The 16,517-nt window shown below is 74.2% G+C and carries 12 protein-coding genes; 9 read left to right on the top strand and 3 right to left on the bottom strand.

The annotated features are described in order from the left end of the window. Positions 1–65: 65 nt before the first annotated feature. The 6 genes from R2D22_RS31605 to R2D22_RS31580 all read left to right on the top strand — a co-directional run bounded on the left by R2D22_RS31605 (position 66) and on the right by R2D22_RS31580 (position 8,115). Positions 66–1,655 carry an alkaline phosphatase D family protein gene (locus R2D22_RS31605; RefSeq protein WP_318108376.1) on the top strand — a complete coding sequence of 530 codons (1,590 nt, stop codon included), beginning with the start codon at positions 66–68 and terminating at the stop codon, positions 1,653–1,655. A gap of 100 nt (positions 1,656–1,755) precedes the next feature. Then, entirely contained in the window at positions 1,756–2,175 is a 420-nt protein-coding gene (locus R2D22_RS31600; RefSeq protein WP_318108374.1) for a hypothetical protein, read from the top strand. Continuing rightward, on the top strand, positions 2,172–2,495 hold the full coding sequence (locus R2D22_RS31595; protein ID WP_318108372.1) for a winged helix-turn-helix domain-containing protein: 324 nt from the start codon (positions 2,172–2,174) through the stop codon (positions 2,493–2,495). The genes R2D22_RS31600 and R2D22_RS31595 overlap by 4 nt, the downstream gene beginning before the upstream one ends. Before the next feature lie 58 nt (positions 2,496–2,553). Beyond that, positions 2,554–3,921, top strand: coding sequence for an SWIM zinc finger family protein (locus R2D22_RS31590; protein WP_318108371.1), 1,368 nt, complete (start codon positions 2,554–2,556; stop codon positions 3,919–3,921). After that, complete coding sequence (locus R2D22_RS31585) at positions 3,918–6,617, top strand: DUF7824 domain-containing protein (protein WP_318108370.1); 2,700 nt, start codon at positions 3,918–3,920, stop codon at positions 6,615–6,617. Before R2D22_RS31590 ends, R2D22_RS31585 begins: the two co-directional genes overlap by 4 nt. A gap of 76 nt (positions 6,618–6,693) precedes the next feature. Next, a complete protein-coding gene (locus R2D22_RS31580) occupies positions 6,694–8,115 on the top strand; it encodes a GNAT family N-acetyltransferase (protein ID WP_318108369.1) in 1,422 nt (473 codons plus the stop codon). On the opposite strand, the gene R2D22_RS31575 is transcribed toward R2D22_RS31580, so the two are convergent. After that, positions 8,042–9,241 (bottom strand): trans-sulfuration enzyme family protein, encoded by a 1,200-nt coding sequence (locus R2D22_RS31575; protein ID WP_318108368.1) that lies wholly within the window; start codon positions 9,239–9,241, stop codon positions 8,042–8,044. The two genes, R2D22_RS31580 and R2D22_RS31575, sit on opposite strands and share 74 nt — an antisense overlap. Before the next feature lie 59 nt (positions 9,242–9,300). Here R2D22_RS31575 and R2D22_RS31570 point away from each other — a divergent pair, with 59 nt between their 5' ends. From R2D22_RS31570 to R2D22_RS31560, 3 genes are all read left to right on the top strand, one after another. Beyond that, entirely contained in the window at positions 9,301–9,798 is a 498-nt protein-coding gene (locus R2D22_RS31570; protein WP_318108367.1) for an Lrp/AsnC family transcriptional regulator, read from the top strand. Between the two features lie 49 nt (positions 9,799–9,847). Continuing rightward, positions 9,848–11,539, top strand: a complete 1,692-nt coding sequence (locus R2D22_RS31565) for a DUF885 domain-containing protein (RefSeq protein WP_318108366.1) — start codon at positions 9,848–9,850, stop codon at positions 11,537–11,539. A 109-nt stretch (positions 11,540–11,648) separates the two neighbouring features. Then, complete coding sequence (locus R2D22_RS31560) at positions 11,649–12,095, top strand: Lrp/AsnC family transcriptional regulator (RefSeq protein WP_318108364.1); 447 nt, start codon at positions 11,649–11,651, stop codon at positions 12,093–12,095. Here R2D22_RS31560 and R2D22_RS31555 read toward each other — a convergent pair. Both R2D22_RS31555 and R2D22_RS31550 read right to left on the bottom strand, forming a co-directional pair. Then, complete coding sequence (locus R2D22_RS31555) at positions 12,085–15,261, bottom strand: SMC family ATPase (RefSeq protein WP_318108362.1); 3,177 nt, start codon at positions 15,259–15,261, stop codon at positions 12,085–12,087. The two genes, R2D22_RS31560 and R2D22_RS31555, sit on opposite strands and share 11 nt — an antisense overlap. Then, positions 15,258–16,427, bottom strand: coding sequence for an exonuclease SbcCD subunit D (locus tag R2D22_RS31550; RefSeq protein WP_318108361.1), 1,170 nt, complete (start codon positions 16,425–16,427; stop codon positions 15,258–15,260). The genes R2D22_RS31555 and R2D22_RS31550 overlap by 4 nt, the downstream gene beginning before the upstream one ends. Between the last annotated feature and the right edge of the window lie 90 nt (positions 16,428–16,517).

Below are 16,517 nucleotides of genomic sequence, written 5' to 3'. Positions count from 1 at the left end.
CGCCGCGGGCCGTTAGGCATGGCACGGCGGGGCCGGCCCCGCCCGAACCCGCTTGGAGGCGCTCGATGTCGTACGGCTCATCCGGTCCGAACCCCGCCCGGCGCAGCGTGCTGCGCGGCTCCGTCGCCGCGACGGCCGCCCTCTCCCTCGGCTCCGCCGGGGCGCTCGGCGCGTCCGCCCCGGCGCTCGCGCTGTCGGGCCGGCCGCGCGCCGCCTGGGGTGTGCAGGCCGGTGACGTGACCGCGTCGTCGGGCCTGGTGTGGGTGCGCTCCGACCGGCCGGCCCGGATGCTCGTGGAGACCGCGGCGAGCGAGTCGTTCCGGGGTGCGCGGCGCTGGTACGGGCCGCTGCTCGGGGCCGGCAGCGACTTCACCGGCACGACGGCGCTGCGCGGGTTGCCGCCGGGCGAGCAGATCCACTACCGGGTCACCCTGGCCGACCCGGACGACCCGCGCCGCATCGGCGAGCCGGTCACCGGCACCTTCCGCACGGCTCCGGCGCGCCGCCGGGACGGGGTGCGCTTCCTGTGGTCCGGCGACATCGCCGGGCAGGGCTGGGGCATCAACCCGGACATCGGCGGCTTCCGGGCGTTCGAGGAGATGCGCGGGCTCGACCCGGACTTCTTCCTGTGCAGCGGCGACACGGTCTACGCGGACGGCGTGGTCCAGCCGAGCGTGACGCTGCCGGACGGCCGGATCTGGCGGAACGTGACGACAGAGGAGAAGGCGAAGGTCGCGGAGACCCTGGACGAGTACCGCGGCAACTTCCGCTACAACCTGCTGGACCACAACGTCCGGGCGTTCAACGCGCAGGTGCCGTCGATCGTGCAGTGGGACGACCACGAGGTGCGGAACAACTGGTACCCGGGGCAGATCCTGGACGATCCGCGGTACACGGAGAAGGACGTGGACGTGCTGTCCGCCCGCGCGCTGCAGGCGTTCGGCGAGTACTTCCCGGTGTCCACGCTGCACGCGCGCGGCGCGGACCGGCGGATGCACCGTGTTGTCCGGTACGGACCGCTGCTCGACGTCTTCGTCCTGGACATGCGCTCGCACCGGAACGCCAACTCGCCCGGCCGGCAGGCCGACGACACCACCGGAATCCTGGGCGCCGAGCAGCTGGAGTGGCTGAAGAGGGAGCTGGGCCGCTCGCGTGCAGTGTGGAAGGTGCTGGCCGCCGACATGCCGCTCGGCCTGGTGGTACCGGACGGGGCGACGAACATCGAGGCGATCGCGCAGGGCGACCCGGGCGCGCCGCTGGGGCGAGAGCTGCAGATCGCGGAGTTGCTGCGGTTCATCAAGCACCGCCGGATCACCGGCACGCTGTGGCTGACCGCCGACGTGCACTACACCTCGGCACAGCACTACGCGCCCGAGCGGGCCGCGTTCCAGGACTTCGCGCCGTTCTGGGAGTTCGTCTCGGGGCCCCTGGCGGCCGGCGGCTTCCCGGCGAACCGCCTCGACGCGACGTTCGGGCCGGAGCGCGTCTTCGTCCGGGCGCCGGAGCGCGCGAACCTGTCTCCGATGGAGAGCCCGCAGTACTTCGGCGAGGTCGACATCGACGGCGACAGCGGCGAACTGACGGTCCGGCTGCGGGCGGAGGGCGGGACGGTCCTGTTCACGAAGGTGCTGCAGCCGGGGCGGGTGGGCCAGTGACGAACCGGGCCCAGGCCACCTGATCACCCCTCAGTCTTGCCTCGATCGCATTCACTTGCCATAGTGGAAAGTAGTTGCCATCGAGACGAGGGGGATCGTCATGTCCGAACACACCGACGCGGCCGAGGCGTTGGGCCGCATCGCCCGCATGGAGGACGCGTCGCGCCGACAGGGCGGCTGGTACACCCGCTACCTGCTGGTCTTCGGCGCGACACAGCTGTTCCTGGTGCCGGCCGTGCTGTTGGGGCACGGCACGGCCCTCGCCGCGGTCGCGCTGTGCGTGCACGTGGTGGCCGTCGCCGGGCTGAGCCTGTACGCGGCTCGGCAGCGGACCGTACGGCGGGGCTTCGGACTCCGGCACGGACTGGCGATCGGGACCTGGGCCGTGGTCTACGGGGCGGCGGTGGTCCTGGGCGGCACGATGTTCGTGGACAGCGTGCCGTTCACCGCGGTCGCCACGATCTGCTGCGTGCTGCCGCTCGCCGCTATGGCCCTGCTGGAGAGGCGGGGTTCCGCGTGAGCGACACCGACGGAGGCGACGCGCCGGGCAGCCATCCCCGGCACGACCTGGAGCCGCTGCTGACCTCGCCGGTGCGACTGTCGGTCGTCGCCGCCCTCGCGCCCCAGCAGAAGGCCGAGTTCGCGTTCGTGCGGGACCTGGTGGAGGTGACCGACTCCGCGCTGTCGAAGCAGGTGGCGGCTCTGGAGGAGGCTGGGCTCGTGGCCGTGGACAAGGGCAGGGTGGGCCGGCGGGTGCGGACCTGGCTGTCGCTCACGGCACAGGGACGGGCCGTGTACCGGCGCCATCTGGACGCATTGCGGGCGATCGCGGGCGGGTGACGGCCGGGCCGCGGCCAGGACTTGGCCGTTGTCAGTGGCGGGTCCTACGGTCGTTGCCATGACGCGATCCGTACAGGCGCTCGCCTACGCACGCCCGTCCGCCCTGGAGTCGTCCGCCGGCGGGCGGGCGCTCGGCCTCGAGACGTCCGGGGGGCTCACGCCCACCGGGGTCGAGGCGCACCCCCGCTTCTTCGCCGGGTTCCTCAGCTCGCCCCGGGTCGCCGCCCGGGGGCTGCTCGCGGTGGCGGACGTCGCGGCCGCGCGCTACTACCAGCGGCCGAGTCCCGGGTCGCTGGATCCGGTGGTGACGGGCAACGGCGACCGGCTGCGGTTCGAGTCGTTCTCGGGGTGCGGCGGGGTGTACGCACGCCTGGACGTTCTCCGGGAGGGCCTGGACGGGGCGGAGACCGGGCACTGCACGACGAACGTCGACGTCAACAACCCACTGCGAGAGGCGCTTTCCCGGATGACCGGGGACGATCCGCTGCATCTGCGGGTCGGCCCTGAGGGGTTGGCGGCGACCACGCTCGGCGGGCGCCTGGTGGAGAAGAAGGTGCCGCTGCCGGACCGTTGGCTGCGCGGCTTCGCCGAGGCACAGGTGGTGTCCGCCGGGTTCGATCTGCGGGCCGAGCTGACCGGCGCGGAGGCGGTGCGGTTCCTGCGGGGGCTGCCGCGCTCGGGCGGCCGGGGCCGGGCGCCGCTCTGGGTCGTGCCGGCCGGCCGGACACTACGGCCGACGACCCGGCCCGGCCCGGGCGCGGTCTGCCTGCCGGGACCGGAACGCCTGGCGACCCTGGAGCGGGTGCTGCGGGACGCGACCGCGCTGCGGGTGTACGGGCCCGCGCCCGACGGCGCGGCCACCGCGAGCGCCTGGGAGGTCGTCCTGCCCGGCATGCGGCTGACGCTCACCCTGTCGCCGGACCCCGCACGCGGCTTCTCCGGCGAGGGCGGCGTCCTGGAGGCTCTGGCCACGGAGGAGGCCGCGCAGGACGCCGAGTTGGTGGCGGTGCTGCTCGCCTGGGAGCCGCGGATCGACCCTGCCGAGCTGGCGGAGCGGTCGGGTCTGACCGGGGCGCGGGTGCGCGCCGCGCTGACCCGGCTCGGGACGGCCGGCCGCGTGGGCTACGACGTGGCGGACGCGGCGTACTTCCACCGGGAGCTGCCGTACGACGCCGATCGCGCCGAGCGGCACAACCCCCGCCTCGTGGCCGCCCGCGCCCTGGTCGCGGAGGGCGCGGTGACGCTCGACGGCGACCTGGCCTCGGTCGCCTCCGGCGAACAGCGGTACCGGATACGGGAGTCGGGAGGTGCGCTGAGCTGCACCTGCCAGTGGTGGGCCGACTACCGGGGCCGACGCGGCCCGTGCAAGCACGCGCTGGCGGTCCGCATGGCGCGCCGCGGCGGAACCACCGGAGGAACGCGATGATCACCAGCAGGAACCCGTCGAAGCAGCTCCTGAAGAACGTCCGCGCGGGGCGCACCGCCGACGTCCCGGCACTGCTGAAGGTCCTGGACGCGACCGAGCGCAAGGCCCTGCTGATCGAGTTGAAGGCCGTGCGGGCCGAGTTGCGCGGTGGCACGCGGTGGGACGGGGCGTGGCGGCGCGTGGTCCAGGCGCTCCGGGTCGCGGGCGTGGGCTGCCAGACGGGCGCGGCGGCCGCCGCGACGTGGCTGGCCGCGCGGGACATGGAGGACTGGGGCGGCGAGTCGCACGCGGCCACGGTGGAGGTCCTGGCGGACCGCGCCCCGGCCTGGCTCGGCAACCTCGCGCAGCGGCTCGCAGACCGGCGGGGCTTCGTGGAGTTCGAGTTCGGGCTCGTCCAGGAGCTGGTGCTGCGCTCCGGCGGCGAGGTGCCCGCCACGGACGCGTACGTGGCGGGGTGGACCGGGTCCCTCGACCACGCGAACCTGGCCGAGCAGCTGAGGGCCCACCCCCACACCCGGCTGCTCGTGCGCCGGCTCTTCGAGCTGACGGAGACCCCCGGGCCGCTGAGCCGGAACACCGCCCGGTGGGATGTCGAGCCCGCCACACACACGAGCTGGCTGGAGGCCCTGGACCTCCTGACGACGGAGGGTGTACTCGACCGGCGGGACCTGCTGGAGGGCTGCCTGGCCCGGCTGGTGCGCGGCGGACGGCCGCACGATCTGCGGTTCCACCTCGCGCTGCTCCAGCGGCTCGCGCCGACACAGGAGGAGCTGCAGGCGCACACCGCCGACCTGCTCGGCATGGCCGCCGACGGTCCGTCGACCGTGGCCGGCTACGCACAGGAGGCGCTGGCCGTGCAGGTGCTCGCGGGCGAACTCCCGGACTCGCTGCTGGCGGAGATGTCCGGCGCGCTGCTCTTCCGTACCGAGAAGAAGCTGGTGCGGGCACAGCTGACGCTGCTCGGGAAGGTGCTGAAGCAGCGGCCCACGGTGGCCCCGGAGCTGCTGCCGTTGGTCGCGGAGGCGTTCGGACACGCGGACAGCGACGTCCAGCTGCGGGCGCTGAAGCTGGTCGGCGCGCATCTGAACGCGGTGGACGAGGCGGTACGGGAGGGACTGGCCGGGTCGGCAGAGCTGCTGAGTGCGGTGCACCGGCCGTCGGCCGTCGAGCTCTTCGGCACGACCCTGTCGGCCGAACCGGACCTGCCGTACGAGGAGTTCCTTCCCCCGGTCCCGGAGCGGCGGCGGCTCGCACCGGCCGCGGACACGCTGCCGGAGCTGGTGGAGGAGCTGGTGCCGCTGGTCACGGGCCGCCGTCAGCCCGCGCCCGAGGACTTCGAGCGGGCGCTCGACGGCCTTGTCCGGTATGCGGCACAGGACCGCGAGGCCCTGGCGGAGGGCGTACGCGGACTGGTCGCCGACTCATGGTGGATGAACGAGTCGATCCCCCGCAGCACCGCCTACTTCCAAGGCTCCGCGCGGGGCGTCGAGGCGGTGCTGGCAGCACTGTTCGGGAAGGTGACGAAGGAGCTCATCGACGCCGGCCGGGCGCGGCAGCACCTCCACCCGGACTGCACGCGGCACGTCCTGGAGGCTGCGCTCGAGCAGCGGCTGTGGGAGCTCGCGGACCTGATCGGCACGCCCGCGCTGCCGTTCCTGGTGGCCACACCCACCTGGCACACGGGCGCGGTGGACGCGGCCGAGCTGGTGGAGCGGCTGCGGCGCTATCGGGACGCGGGCCTCGAACCCGCGCCGGCGGACTTCGCGCAGGCACTGCTGCGGGTGCGCCGCACCGGACCGGAAGCGGCCGAGGCGGCTCGCGCGGCCGCGGATCTGGGCACGGCGGCCGGCGACCGGCTGGTGGAGTGGCTCGCCGATGCGGCACCGCTCGATCCGGTGATGCAGATCAAGCCGCCGGTCGAGAAGCGGGCCAACGGCTACCTCTACTGGTCGGAGCGGATCGACCTGACCGGCTGCGCGCGGCCCGGGCTGCGGCAGGACTTCCCGGGCGCGTTCAGGTGGCTGGTGCAGCCGTTCGACGGGCAGCCTGTGAGCTGCCGGCTCTGGGTCCACGAGAGGGAGCACCTGCCGCTGGTCCTGCCGGTGGACCGCGAGGCCCTGGCCACCTGGCTGCTGCCGAGACTCGTCGCGGGCGTCGAATGGGGCGAGCGGGGCGCGACCTGGTGGCTCCCGGCGTTCGCCGAGGCGGAGGGCGAGCTCGGAGCGGCGGGGGCGCTCGCTCTCGCGTGCGGCATGGCGAGCCCCCATGCGGCGGACCGGCTGTCCGCGGTGGACGCGCTGCTGGTGCTGGCCGCCCGCCGGGACCTGGACGCGGCCGCCGTCGGGACGGCCCTCGCCGGGCTGGTGCAGGACGGCTTCGCGAAGCCGAACCGGGTGGCGGACGCGACCCGCACGGCGGCGGCGACCGGCGCGTTCGCAACCGTCTGGTCGGTGCTCGCGGCGCTGCTGCCGGCCCTTCTCGAAGCGGAGAGGTCGGTGCGGGGGCTCGGTGATCTGCTGGCGGTGGCGGCCGAGTGCGTGGAGCAGTGCCGGGCGGGCGGGGCCCTGGCGGGGCTCGACCGGGTGGCGGCGCGGGGCGGCTCGTCCCAGGCGGTCGTCCAGGCGAAGCGGCTGCTGATCGCCCTCGCCCAGGGGACCGATCAGACCGCGACACAACTGGCGAAAAACAGTCAGTAATCCCCCAGATCGGCGCTTAACCCGTCAGTCACAAAGCGTTCGTGATCACGCAACACCGCTCGGTCACAGTGAATGCATGACTGATGTGACATCTGCGAAGAGTGCCCGCCGCCCGCACCACTGGCGGCACGATCTGATCGAACTGGCCGCCCTGTTCACGGCCGTGGTCGTGGCCGACACGATCGCCAAGACCGTCGTGCACGGACCGGACGGTCCGTACCTGCTGGTGTTCTCGGCGATCGCGCTCGTCGCCACGGCGGCCTTCCACACATGGTGGGCCCGGCGGCACAGTCATGCGCCGCCCGCCGGTGATCCCGGCGGCAGCGGGACCGCCCCGCTGCCGCAGAGCACCGACCGCACCGAAGACACCGACCGCGCCGCCGACGGCGAGCCCGGCGGGACGACCCTGTGGCGGATGCGGACCACCGTCCAGGACGCCCCGGGCAGTCTCGCCGCGCTGTGCACGGCGCTGGCCCGGCACCGCGTGGACATCCTCACGCTGCAGACCCACCCGCTCGCCGACGGCACGGTCGACGAGTTCCTGCTGCGCGCCCCGGCCGCGCTCCCGGCCGCCCGGCTGACCCACGAGATCGCCGCGGCCGGCGGCCACAGCACCTGGATCGAGCGCGCGGACGCCCACGACCTGGTCGACACCCCGACCCGGCTGATCGGCCTGGCCACCCGCACCGCCCTGGACGCCGCCGAACTCCCGCTGGCCCTGCGCCAGCTGCTCGGCCGCTGCACCATCCACTCGCTGCCCGCCGTCTCGCTGTCCGGCCGCCCGACCGGCGAGACCGCACCCGTCGAGGGCGTCCTGGAGGAGACGGAGATGCGGCTGCGCGACCCGAACGGCGGGGTGATCACCATCGAGCGGCCCTATCTGCCGTTCACCCCCACCGAGTTCGCCCGGGCCCGCGCGCTCGTCGAGCTCGACGCCCGGCTCGGCCCGCGGATCCCGCGCAGCCAGGACGTCCTCACCCTCCCCGAGGGCAACGAGATCACCGTCCGGCGCGCCGACCAGAACGACCTGACGGCCGCCCGCGCCATGCACGACCGCTGCTCCGAGCGCACCCTCGGCCTGCGTTACCACGGGCCGGTGGCGGACGCCGACCGCTACCTGAACCACCTGCTCAGCCCCCGCTACGGCCGCACCCTCGCGGTGCAGACCGCCTCCGGCCGTCTCGTCGCCCTCGGCCACCTGCTCTGGGACGGCGACGAGACGGAGGTCGCCCTGCTGGTGGAGGACGACTGGCAGCGCCGCGGCATCGGCTCGGAGCTGCTGCGCAGGCTGGTGGCCCTGGCGGTGGAGGACGGCTGCGGGAGCGTCTACGCGGTGACGCAGTCGTCCAACACCGGCATGGTCGCGGCGATGCGGGCGCTGAACCTCCCCCTCGACTACCAGATCGAGGAGGGCACCCTGGTGATCACCGCGCGGCTGGACGCGGCTCCGGTACCCGGCCGCCTTCCGCACGAGCGGTTCCAGCAGACGGAGCGCTGAGCGCCTCCGTCAGGTCCCGCCACAGGTCCTCGACGTCCTCGAGGCCGACGGACATCCGCAGCAGCCGGTCGCTGACGCCCGCCGCGCGCCGGTCGCCCTCGGCCACGATGCGATGGCTGATGGAGGCGGGGTGCTGGATCAGCGTGTCGACGCTGCCCAGGCTGACCGCCGGCGTGATCAGCCGGACCCCGGCGATCACGTCGTGCGGGTCGCCGTACACCTCGAAGGCGATCATCGCGCCGCCGACCTTGGGGTAGTGGACCCGGGCGATCCGCGGGTCGGCGGCGAGCCGGCGGACCAGCTCCGCGGCCGTCGCCGACGCCGCCCGGACCCGTACCGGCAGCGTGGACAGGCCGCGCAGCAGCAGGTAGCCGGCCATCGGGTGCAGGACGCCGCCGGTGGCGAAGCGCACCTGGCGCAGCGTGCGGGCGAACTCCTCGTCGCAGGCGACGACGCCGCCGAGCACGTCGCCGTGCCCTCCGAGGTACTTCGTCGCGCTGTGCAGCACGATCCGTGCCCCGTGGCGCACCGGCTGCTGGAGCACGGGGGTGGCGAAGGTGTTGTCGACGAGCAGCGGGACCGCGCCGCACGAGTGGGCGAGGGCCGCGATGTCGACCTCGGCCAGGGTCGGGTTGGCAGGGGTCTCCACCACCACGAGGCCGGTGTCCGGGCGGATCGCGTCCGCGACGCCCGCCGGGTCGGTCCAGGTCACCTCGGTGCCGAGCAGCCCGGCGGTGAGCAGGTGGTCGCTGCAGCCGTAGAGCGGGCGGACGGCCACGACATGGCGCAGGCCGAGGCTCGCCCGGGCCAGCAGGACGGCGGTGAGCGCCGCCATGCCGCTGGCGAAGGCGACCGCGCTCTCGGTCCCCTCGAGCCGGGCGAGGGCGTCCTCGAAGCGGGCGGTCGTGGGATTGTCGAGCCGTGCGTAGACGGGCGGCCCGTCGGGCCGGGCGCCGGTGGTGGCGAAGTCGTCGATGCGGGCCGCTTCCGCGCGGGTGTCGTACGAGGGGTAGGTCGTCGACAGGTCGAGCGGCGGGGCGTGCAGGCCGAGTGCCGCGAGATCCTCACGGCCGGCGTGCACGGCTTCGGTGGCCAGAGCCCTGGGGGTGGAGGCGTCGTAGTCCATGGCCGCACTGTGAACGGATACCGGAAAGTAGCTCGAATGAGGCGTGTTACGTTCGCCGCATGGCCGATTCTGTCGTACTGGATCCGATCGATCTGCACATTCTTCGCCTCTTGCAGAACGACGCCCGGACCACCTACCGGGAGCTCGCCGCCGAGGTCGGCGTCGCCCCGTCGACCTGCCTGGACCGGGTGGCCCGGCTGCGCCGCACGGGAGTGATCCTGGGCAACCAGCTACGACTGAATCCAGCCAAACTCGGCCGCGGCCTGGAGGCTCTGCTCTCGGTCCAGGTTCGGCCCCACCGTCGCGAACTGATCGGTCCGTTCGTCGAACGTATTCGCGCCTTGCCGGAGTCGCGGGCCCTGTTCCATCTGACGGGTCCCGACGACTACTTGGTCCACGTGGCCGTCGCAGACACGGCTGACCTGCAAAGACTCGTGCTGGACGAGTTCACCTCACGGCGCGAGGTGGCGCGCGTGGAGACCCGGCTGATCTTCCAGCAGTGGGAATGCGGGCCGCTGCTGCCGCCGGTTCCGGGCGCTCTCTTGTCAGCCGAGTGAGATCGTTCGAGGGTGACGCGGAGACGCCGGAGGGGCCAGGATGAGCCGCATGCCAGAGACTTCCAGCAGCCCGCTGCCCCGCCAGGTCGCCGACACCTACGTCGACGAACTCATCGCCCTCGACCCGATCACCGGTACCTACCTGGGAGTCAAAGAGAGCGCCGGCCGTCTTCCGGACTTCTCCCCCGCCGGTCAGGAGGAAGTGGCCGAACTCGCTCGCCGCACCCTCGCCCTGCTCGACGAGGCCGAACGCCGTCCGGGCGCGGACGCGGACGCCGAACGCCGCTGCGGCCGGCTGCTGCGCGAGCGGCTGACCGCCGAACTCGCCGTCCACGAGGCCGACGAGGGTCTGTGCGCGGTGAGCAACATGCGCTCGCCCGCGCACAGCGTGCGGATCGTGTTCACCGTGATGCCGACCGAGACCGCCGAGGACTGGGCGGCCGTCGCCGCGCGGCTGCGCGCCGTCCCGGCCGCTCTGGAGGGCTACCGCGCCTCGCTCGAACTGGGTCTGGAGCGCAAGCTGCTGGGCGGCCCCCGCCCGACGGCCACGTTCGTCGAGCAGCTCACCGAGTGGTCGGGCAACGACGGTGCGGCGCGCGGCTGGTTCGAGGAGTTCGCCGGCGGCGGGCCGGAGGAGCTGCGGGCCGAACTGGACGAGGCCGCGCGCGACGCGACCGCCGCGGTGGCGGCACTGCGGGACTGGATGCGCGACGTGTACGCGCCGGCCGTCGCCGACGCCCCGGACACGGTGGGCCGGGAGCGCTACCGGCGCTGGTCACGGTACTTCAACGGCACGGACTTCGACCTGGACGAGGCCTACGCGTACGGCTGGGCCGAGTACCACCGGCTGCTCGGCGAGATGCGGACCGAGGCGGACAAGATCCTGCCGGGGTCGGGGCCCTGGGAGGCGCTCGCCCACCTCGACGTGCACGGCACGCACATCGAGGGCGTCGAGGAGGTCCGGGTCTGGCTGCAGGAGCTGATGGACGAGGCGATCGAGGCGCTGGACGGCACCCACTTCGAACTCGCCGAGCGGGTACGGAAGGTGGAGTCGCGGATCGCCCCGCCGGGCGGCGCGGCGGCCCCTTACTACACCGGCCCCTCGGAGGACTTCTCCCGCCCCGGCCGCACCTGGCTGCCGGTCGACGGCGAGACCCGGTTCCCGGTGTACGACCTGGTGTCGACCTGGTACCACGAGGGTGTTCCCGGCCACCACCTGCAGATCGCGCAGTGGGTGCACGTCGCGGACCGGCTGTCCCGCTACCAGGCGACGATCGGCGGGGTCTCCGCCAACGCCGAGGGCTGGGCGCTGTACGCGGAGCGGCTCATGGACGAGCTGGGCTTCCTGCCGGACCCCGAGCGCCGGCTCGGCTACCTGGACGGGCAGATGATGCGCGCCTGTCGGGTGATCGTCGACATCGGCATGCACCTGGAGCTGGAGATCCCGGCGGACTCGCCGTTCCACCCGGGCGAGCGGTGGACCCCGGAGCTGGCCCAGGAGTTCTTCCAGCAGCACAGCAGCCGTCCGGCGTCGTTCGTGGAGAGCGAGCTGACCCGGTACCTGTCGATGCCGGCGCAGGCCATCGGCTACAAGCTCGGCGAGCGGGCCTGGCTGCTGGGCCGGGAGAACGCGCGGGCCGCGCACGGCGACGCGTTCGACGCGAAGGCTTGGCACATGGCGGCGCTGTCCCAGGGGCCGCTGGGCCTGGACGACCTGGTGGACGAGATCTCGAAGCTCTGACACGGTCTCGGCCCCGACAGGGTCCCGGCCCTGACACGGCGGGTTCGCACCGTGGGACATCCCCGGACATCGCTTGATCGTCCGGGGATTTCCCTGTTCCCTGGCGCGCATGACGGGATACTCACCGGACGCCACGGACTGGCGCATCCTCGAAGCCCTGCAGAACCAGGGCCGGGCCAGCTTCACCGAACTCGCCAAAGCGGTCTCCATGTCGGCGTCCGCGGTGACCGAGCGCGTGCGGCGGATGGAGGAGGCCGGAGTGATCTCCGGGTACACGGCGGTGGTCGACCAGGAGCGGCTCGGGCTGCCGATCCTCGCGTTCGTCCGGCTTCGGTACCCGAACGGGAACTACAAGCCGTTCCACGACCTGCTCGACACCACGCCGGAGATCCTGGAGGCGCACCACGTCACCGGTGACGACTGCTTCGTCCTGAAGGTCGCCGCGCGGTCGATGAAGCACCTGGAGCAGATCTCCGGGAAGGTCGCCACACTCGGGTCGGTGACGACGAGCGTCGTGTACTCCTCGCCGCTCGCCCGGCGGGCGATCAGCCGCTGACGCGGAGCCGCACCGCGGAGCCGTGCCGCTCCTTGACCACCTCCAGCTGGGCGGGGATGCGGCGGCGCAGGTCGGGTACGTGGCTGACGATGCCGACGCTGCGGTCGCGCTCGCGGAGCGAGTCGAGGACGTCCAGGACCTCGTCGAGGGTCTGGTCGTCCAGGCTGCCGAAGCCCTCGTCGATGAAGAGCGTGTCGAGCCGGACGCCGCCGGCCTCGTCGGTGACGACGTCGGCGAGGCCGAGGGCCAGGGCCAGCGAGGCGAAGAAGGTCTCGCCGCCGGAGAGCGTCGCTGTGTCCCGCTCGTTGCCGGTCCACGCGTCGACGACGTGCAGGCCGAGACCGGCCCGCTTGCCGCCGGAGCGGGCATCGGAGTGGACGAGCGTGTAGCGGCCGGAGGACATGCGCTGGAGGCGGGCGGTCGCGGCGGCGGCGACCTGTTCCAGGCGGGCCGCGAGCACGTACGACTCCAGGCGCATCTTGCGCTCGTTGTCCGCGGAGGTGCCGGCCGTGAGCCCGGCGAGCCGGGCGACCCGGTCGTACTCCTCGCGGAGCGGGCCGAGCCGGCGGACCTCGTCGTCCGCCTGCCGGGACAGCCGGTCGAGCGCGGCGCACCGGTCGCGTACGGCCGCGAGGGCTGAGTCGGCGACGCGCAGCGCGCGTTCGGCGGCGGTGTGCGAGGTCTCGGCGTTCGCCGGGTCGGCCGGCGGGCGGTCGGCCGCGGCGCGGGTCTCCGGGTCGCGGAGCCGGTCGGCGACCGCGGCGTCCTCCGCCTGCCAGGCGTCGAGGCGGTGCTGCAGTTCGCGGCGGCGGCCGTCGTCGACGAGTGCCGCCGCGGCGGCGGCCGGGGTGTCGAACCCGGCGCGGAAGGCGGCGTCGGCGAGCCGGTCGTCGGCCTCTTTGAGCCGCTCGGCGGTCACCTCGACGGCCCGTACGGACTCGGCGGCGGCGACGAGGATCGCGATCCGCCGCTCCAGCAGCGTCGCGTGCTCGGCGACGCTCGCGGCCTCGCCCCGCCCCCGGGCGGCCTCGGCGTCGAGGGAGGCCCGCTGCCCGTCGAGCGCCTCGCGCCGCGAGGTCCGCGCGGCGACCCGCCGCTCGGCCTCCTGCCGCGCGGCCACCCGCTCCTCCGACTCCCGCTCCCCCCGCGCCAACGCCTCCCGCCGCGCATGCGTCTCAGCGGCGAGAGCCCTGGCGTCGGCGTACTCTCGCTCCAACTGCCGCACCTCGTCGTCGAGTTCGACAACGGTGGGATCGGCGAGCGTGGAGGACACGTCCACCCAGCCCGCATCGAGAGCCACGGCCGCAGGCCGCCCGTGGAGCCCCGAGGAGCACGCGGCAACCCCCACCGGGACGTCGGCGGTCCGGTCCGTGCCGGCAGCCGTCGGCTCCGCGCCCGTGCCCTGGGACGGGATGGTTCTGCCCGCTGCGGCGGGGCCGTGGCCCGTCAGGACTTCCGCTCGGGCCGTGGCCCAGGACTCGCGGGTGACCGCGAGGTCGCGTTCGGCCGTGGCGTGGGACTGTTCCGCCTTCGTGAAGGCCTCGTACGCGGCGTCCTCCGTGGCGCGGTCGACGTGGCCGGCCTCGGTGCGGGCGGGGGCCGGGTGGACCATCGAGCCGCAGACCTGGCAGGGGGCCTCGTCGGTCAGGGCGGCGGCCAGTTCGGCGGCGATCCCCTGGAGGCGGCGGGACTTGACGTCGAGCCAGGTCTCCTTCGCCGTGTTGCGGGCCTCGCGCGCCGCCGTCAGGAGGGACGCGCCCTCCGTCACCCGCTTCGCCAACTCGTCCCGGCGGCAAGCCGCTTCGAGGCGGCGACGGGCGGGCTCCAGGCGGCCCGCGAGGTGTTCCGCGCGGGTCGTCGCCTCCTGTGCGGCGTCGACCCGGTCCTGGAGGACCGTGCGCCGGGTCTCCCAGTCGGCCAGCCAGGCGTTCGCGTCCTGCAGGGTCTCGTCGTCGGCCCGGGCCTGGCGATCCAGGACCGCCAGCTCCTCGCCGATCTCGGCGCTGCGCCGCTCGGCGCGGCGCGCCGCGTCGAGCCCGCCGAGCCGCTCGCGCAGCTCGGCCTCCAGACGGGAGAGCCGCTCCGCGCCCTCGTCGACGAGATCGGGGTGCAGCTCGGACCTGGTCCGCTCCCGGACGCTCGCCGCCGTGGCGTGCGCGCGCTCGGCCTCGTCCCGCAGGTCCAGCGCGGGCGCGACGAGGTCGGCCTTGCGCGCCCGGTCGAGCGTCGCCTGCCAGGCGTCCCGCTCGCCGCGCCGTGCGTCGAGCTCCGCCCGCCGGCGCAGCGCCTCGGCATGACGCTGCTGGAGGGCGGCGAGTTCCCGCTCCTCGTCGAGCCGCCGGCGGGCCGCCGCCTGCCGACTCTCGGCCGCGGCCAGCCCGAGGTCGGCGACGTCGAGCGCCTCGCGCGCCTCGGAGCGCGCGACCGCGGCCCGTACCTGCACCGCCTCGGCGAGCCCGGGCTCCCCCGGCCGCTCCTCGACCGCGCCGCCGCCGGCCGCCTCGGCCATGCGCTGGGCGAGCGCGAGCAGCCGCTCGTCGCCCTCGCGCACCTGCTGTTCCGCGGCCCGCCGCAGCTCGGCGAGCCGGTCCTCGACCGCGGCGAACCGTCGGGTGTCGAAGAGCCGGCCGAGCAGCTTGCCGCGGGCCTCCGCGTCGGCCCGCAGGAAGCGGGCGAAGTCGCCCTGCGGCAGCAGCACGACCTGGCAGAACTGCTCGCGGCTCATCCCGAGGAGCTGGGTGATCTCCTCGCCGATCTCCTGGTGCGAGCGGCTGAGCCCCTGCCAGGCCCCGGTCCCCGCGTCGTACTCCCGCAGCCAGCTCTGCGCCTTCTCGGTGGTGAAGCCGCCGCCGCGCTTCTTGGGGCGCTGCTGCGCCGGACGGCGGGTGATCTCCAACCGCCTTTCCCCCACGGTGAGTTCGAGGAGCACCTCGGTGTACGTTCCGGGCGGGGTGTGGTCGCTCCGCAGCGAGGTCCCGGGACTCTGCCGGGCGCCGGGCACGGCCCCGTACAGGGCGTAGCAGACCGCGTCGAGGACCGACGTCTTGCCCGCGCCGGTCGGTCCGTGGAGCAGGAAGAGCCCGGCCGACGACAGCGCGTCGAAGTCGATCTCCTGCGTGCCGCCGAACGGGCCGAAGCCGGTGACGACCAGCCGGTGCAGCCTCACCTATTCACCTCGCGCTCCGCCGCGTCCACCCGTACGTCCGCGAACGCGCCGTGCAGCACGGTGCGTTCGGCGCCGTCGGGGCCCGCCCCGCCGCGCACGTGAGCCACGAAGTCCTCCGCGATCTGCTGGTCGGTGCGGTCCCGGAGCCGCTGGGCGTACGAGGCGTACGGGGCGCCCTCGGTGCGCTCGGGTTCGAAGACCAGGTTGAGGGTGTGCGGGAAGCGGGCGGTGAGCCGGGCCATGGGTTCGGCGGGCCGCACGGGGTCGGTGAGCGTCGCCTCCACCCACGCCTCCTCGTGGCGGGCGAGCGCGGGGTCGGCGAGCAGGTCGTCGAGCCGCCCCCGGATCCGCCCGAGGGCGCGCGGCACGGGGCAGTCGATCCGCTCGGCGGCCTCGATCGTCCCGTCGGCTCCGAGGTCGATCAGCCACATCGTCTTGCGGTGATCGGTCTCGGAGAAGGAGTACGCGAGCGGGGACCCGGAGTAGCGGACCCGCTCGGTGAGGGCCTGGCTGCCGTGCAGGTGGCCGAGGGCCACGTAGTCGACGCCGTCGAACACCCCGGCGGGCACGGCGGCGACGCCGCCGACGGTGATGTCCCGCTCGCTGTCGCTGGCCTCGCCGCCCGCGACGAAGGCATGGGCGAGGACGACCGACCGGGTGCCCGGCGCCCGCGCGGCGAGGTCGGCCCGGACCCGGTCCATGGCGGCGCCGAGCACCGCCTCGTGTCCGGCCCTCGCCGCGCCGAGCTGCTCGCGGACGAGCGAGGGCTCCAGGTACGGCAGTCCGTACAGCGCCACGTCGCCGTGCGCGTCGGAGAGCACCACGGGGCTGCCGGCCCCGGCCGGGTCGGTCCGCAGGTGGATCCCCGCGCGCTCGATCAGGCCCGCGCCGACGCCGAGCCGGCGGGCGGAGTCGTGGTTGCCGGAGATCATGACGGTCGGCACGCCGACCTCGGCGAGCCGGTGCAGCGCACGGTCGAACAGCTCGACTGCGGCGAGCGGCGGCACGGCTCTGTCGTAGACGTCTCCCGCGACCAGTACCGCGTCCACCTCGCGCTCGCGCACCGTCGCCACCAGGTGGTCGAGGAACGCGGCCTGGGCGTCGAGCAGGCTCACCCGGTGGAACGACCGCCCCAGGTGCCAGTCCGACGTGTGCAGGAGTCTCATGATCGAGGAGCGTATCGGTGGGGTCGGACAAAGGCGGCGGCTTGCGAAAATCCGCAGGTCCCGGGCCCGACAACCGCCTCGCCCGCCACG

The sequence above is a fragment of the Streptomyces sp. HUAS YS2 genome (genome assembly GCF_033343995.1).
GTDB lineage: Bacteria > Actinomycetota > Actinomycetes > Streptomycetales > Streptomycetaceae > Streptomyces > Streptomyces solicathayae.
This window is presented reverse-complemented; position numbering and strand designations above follow the sequence as displayed.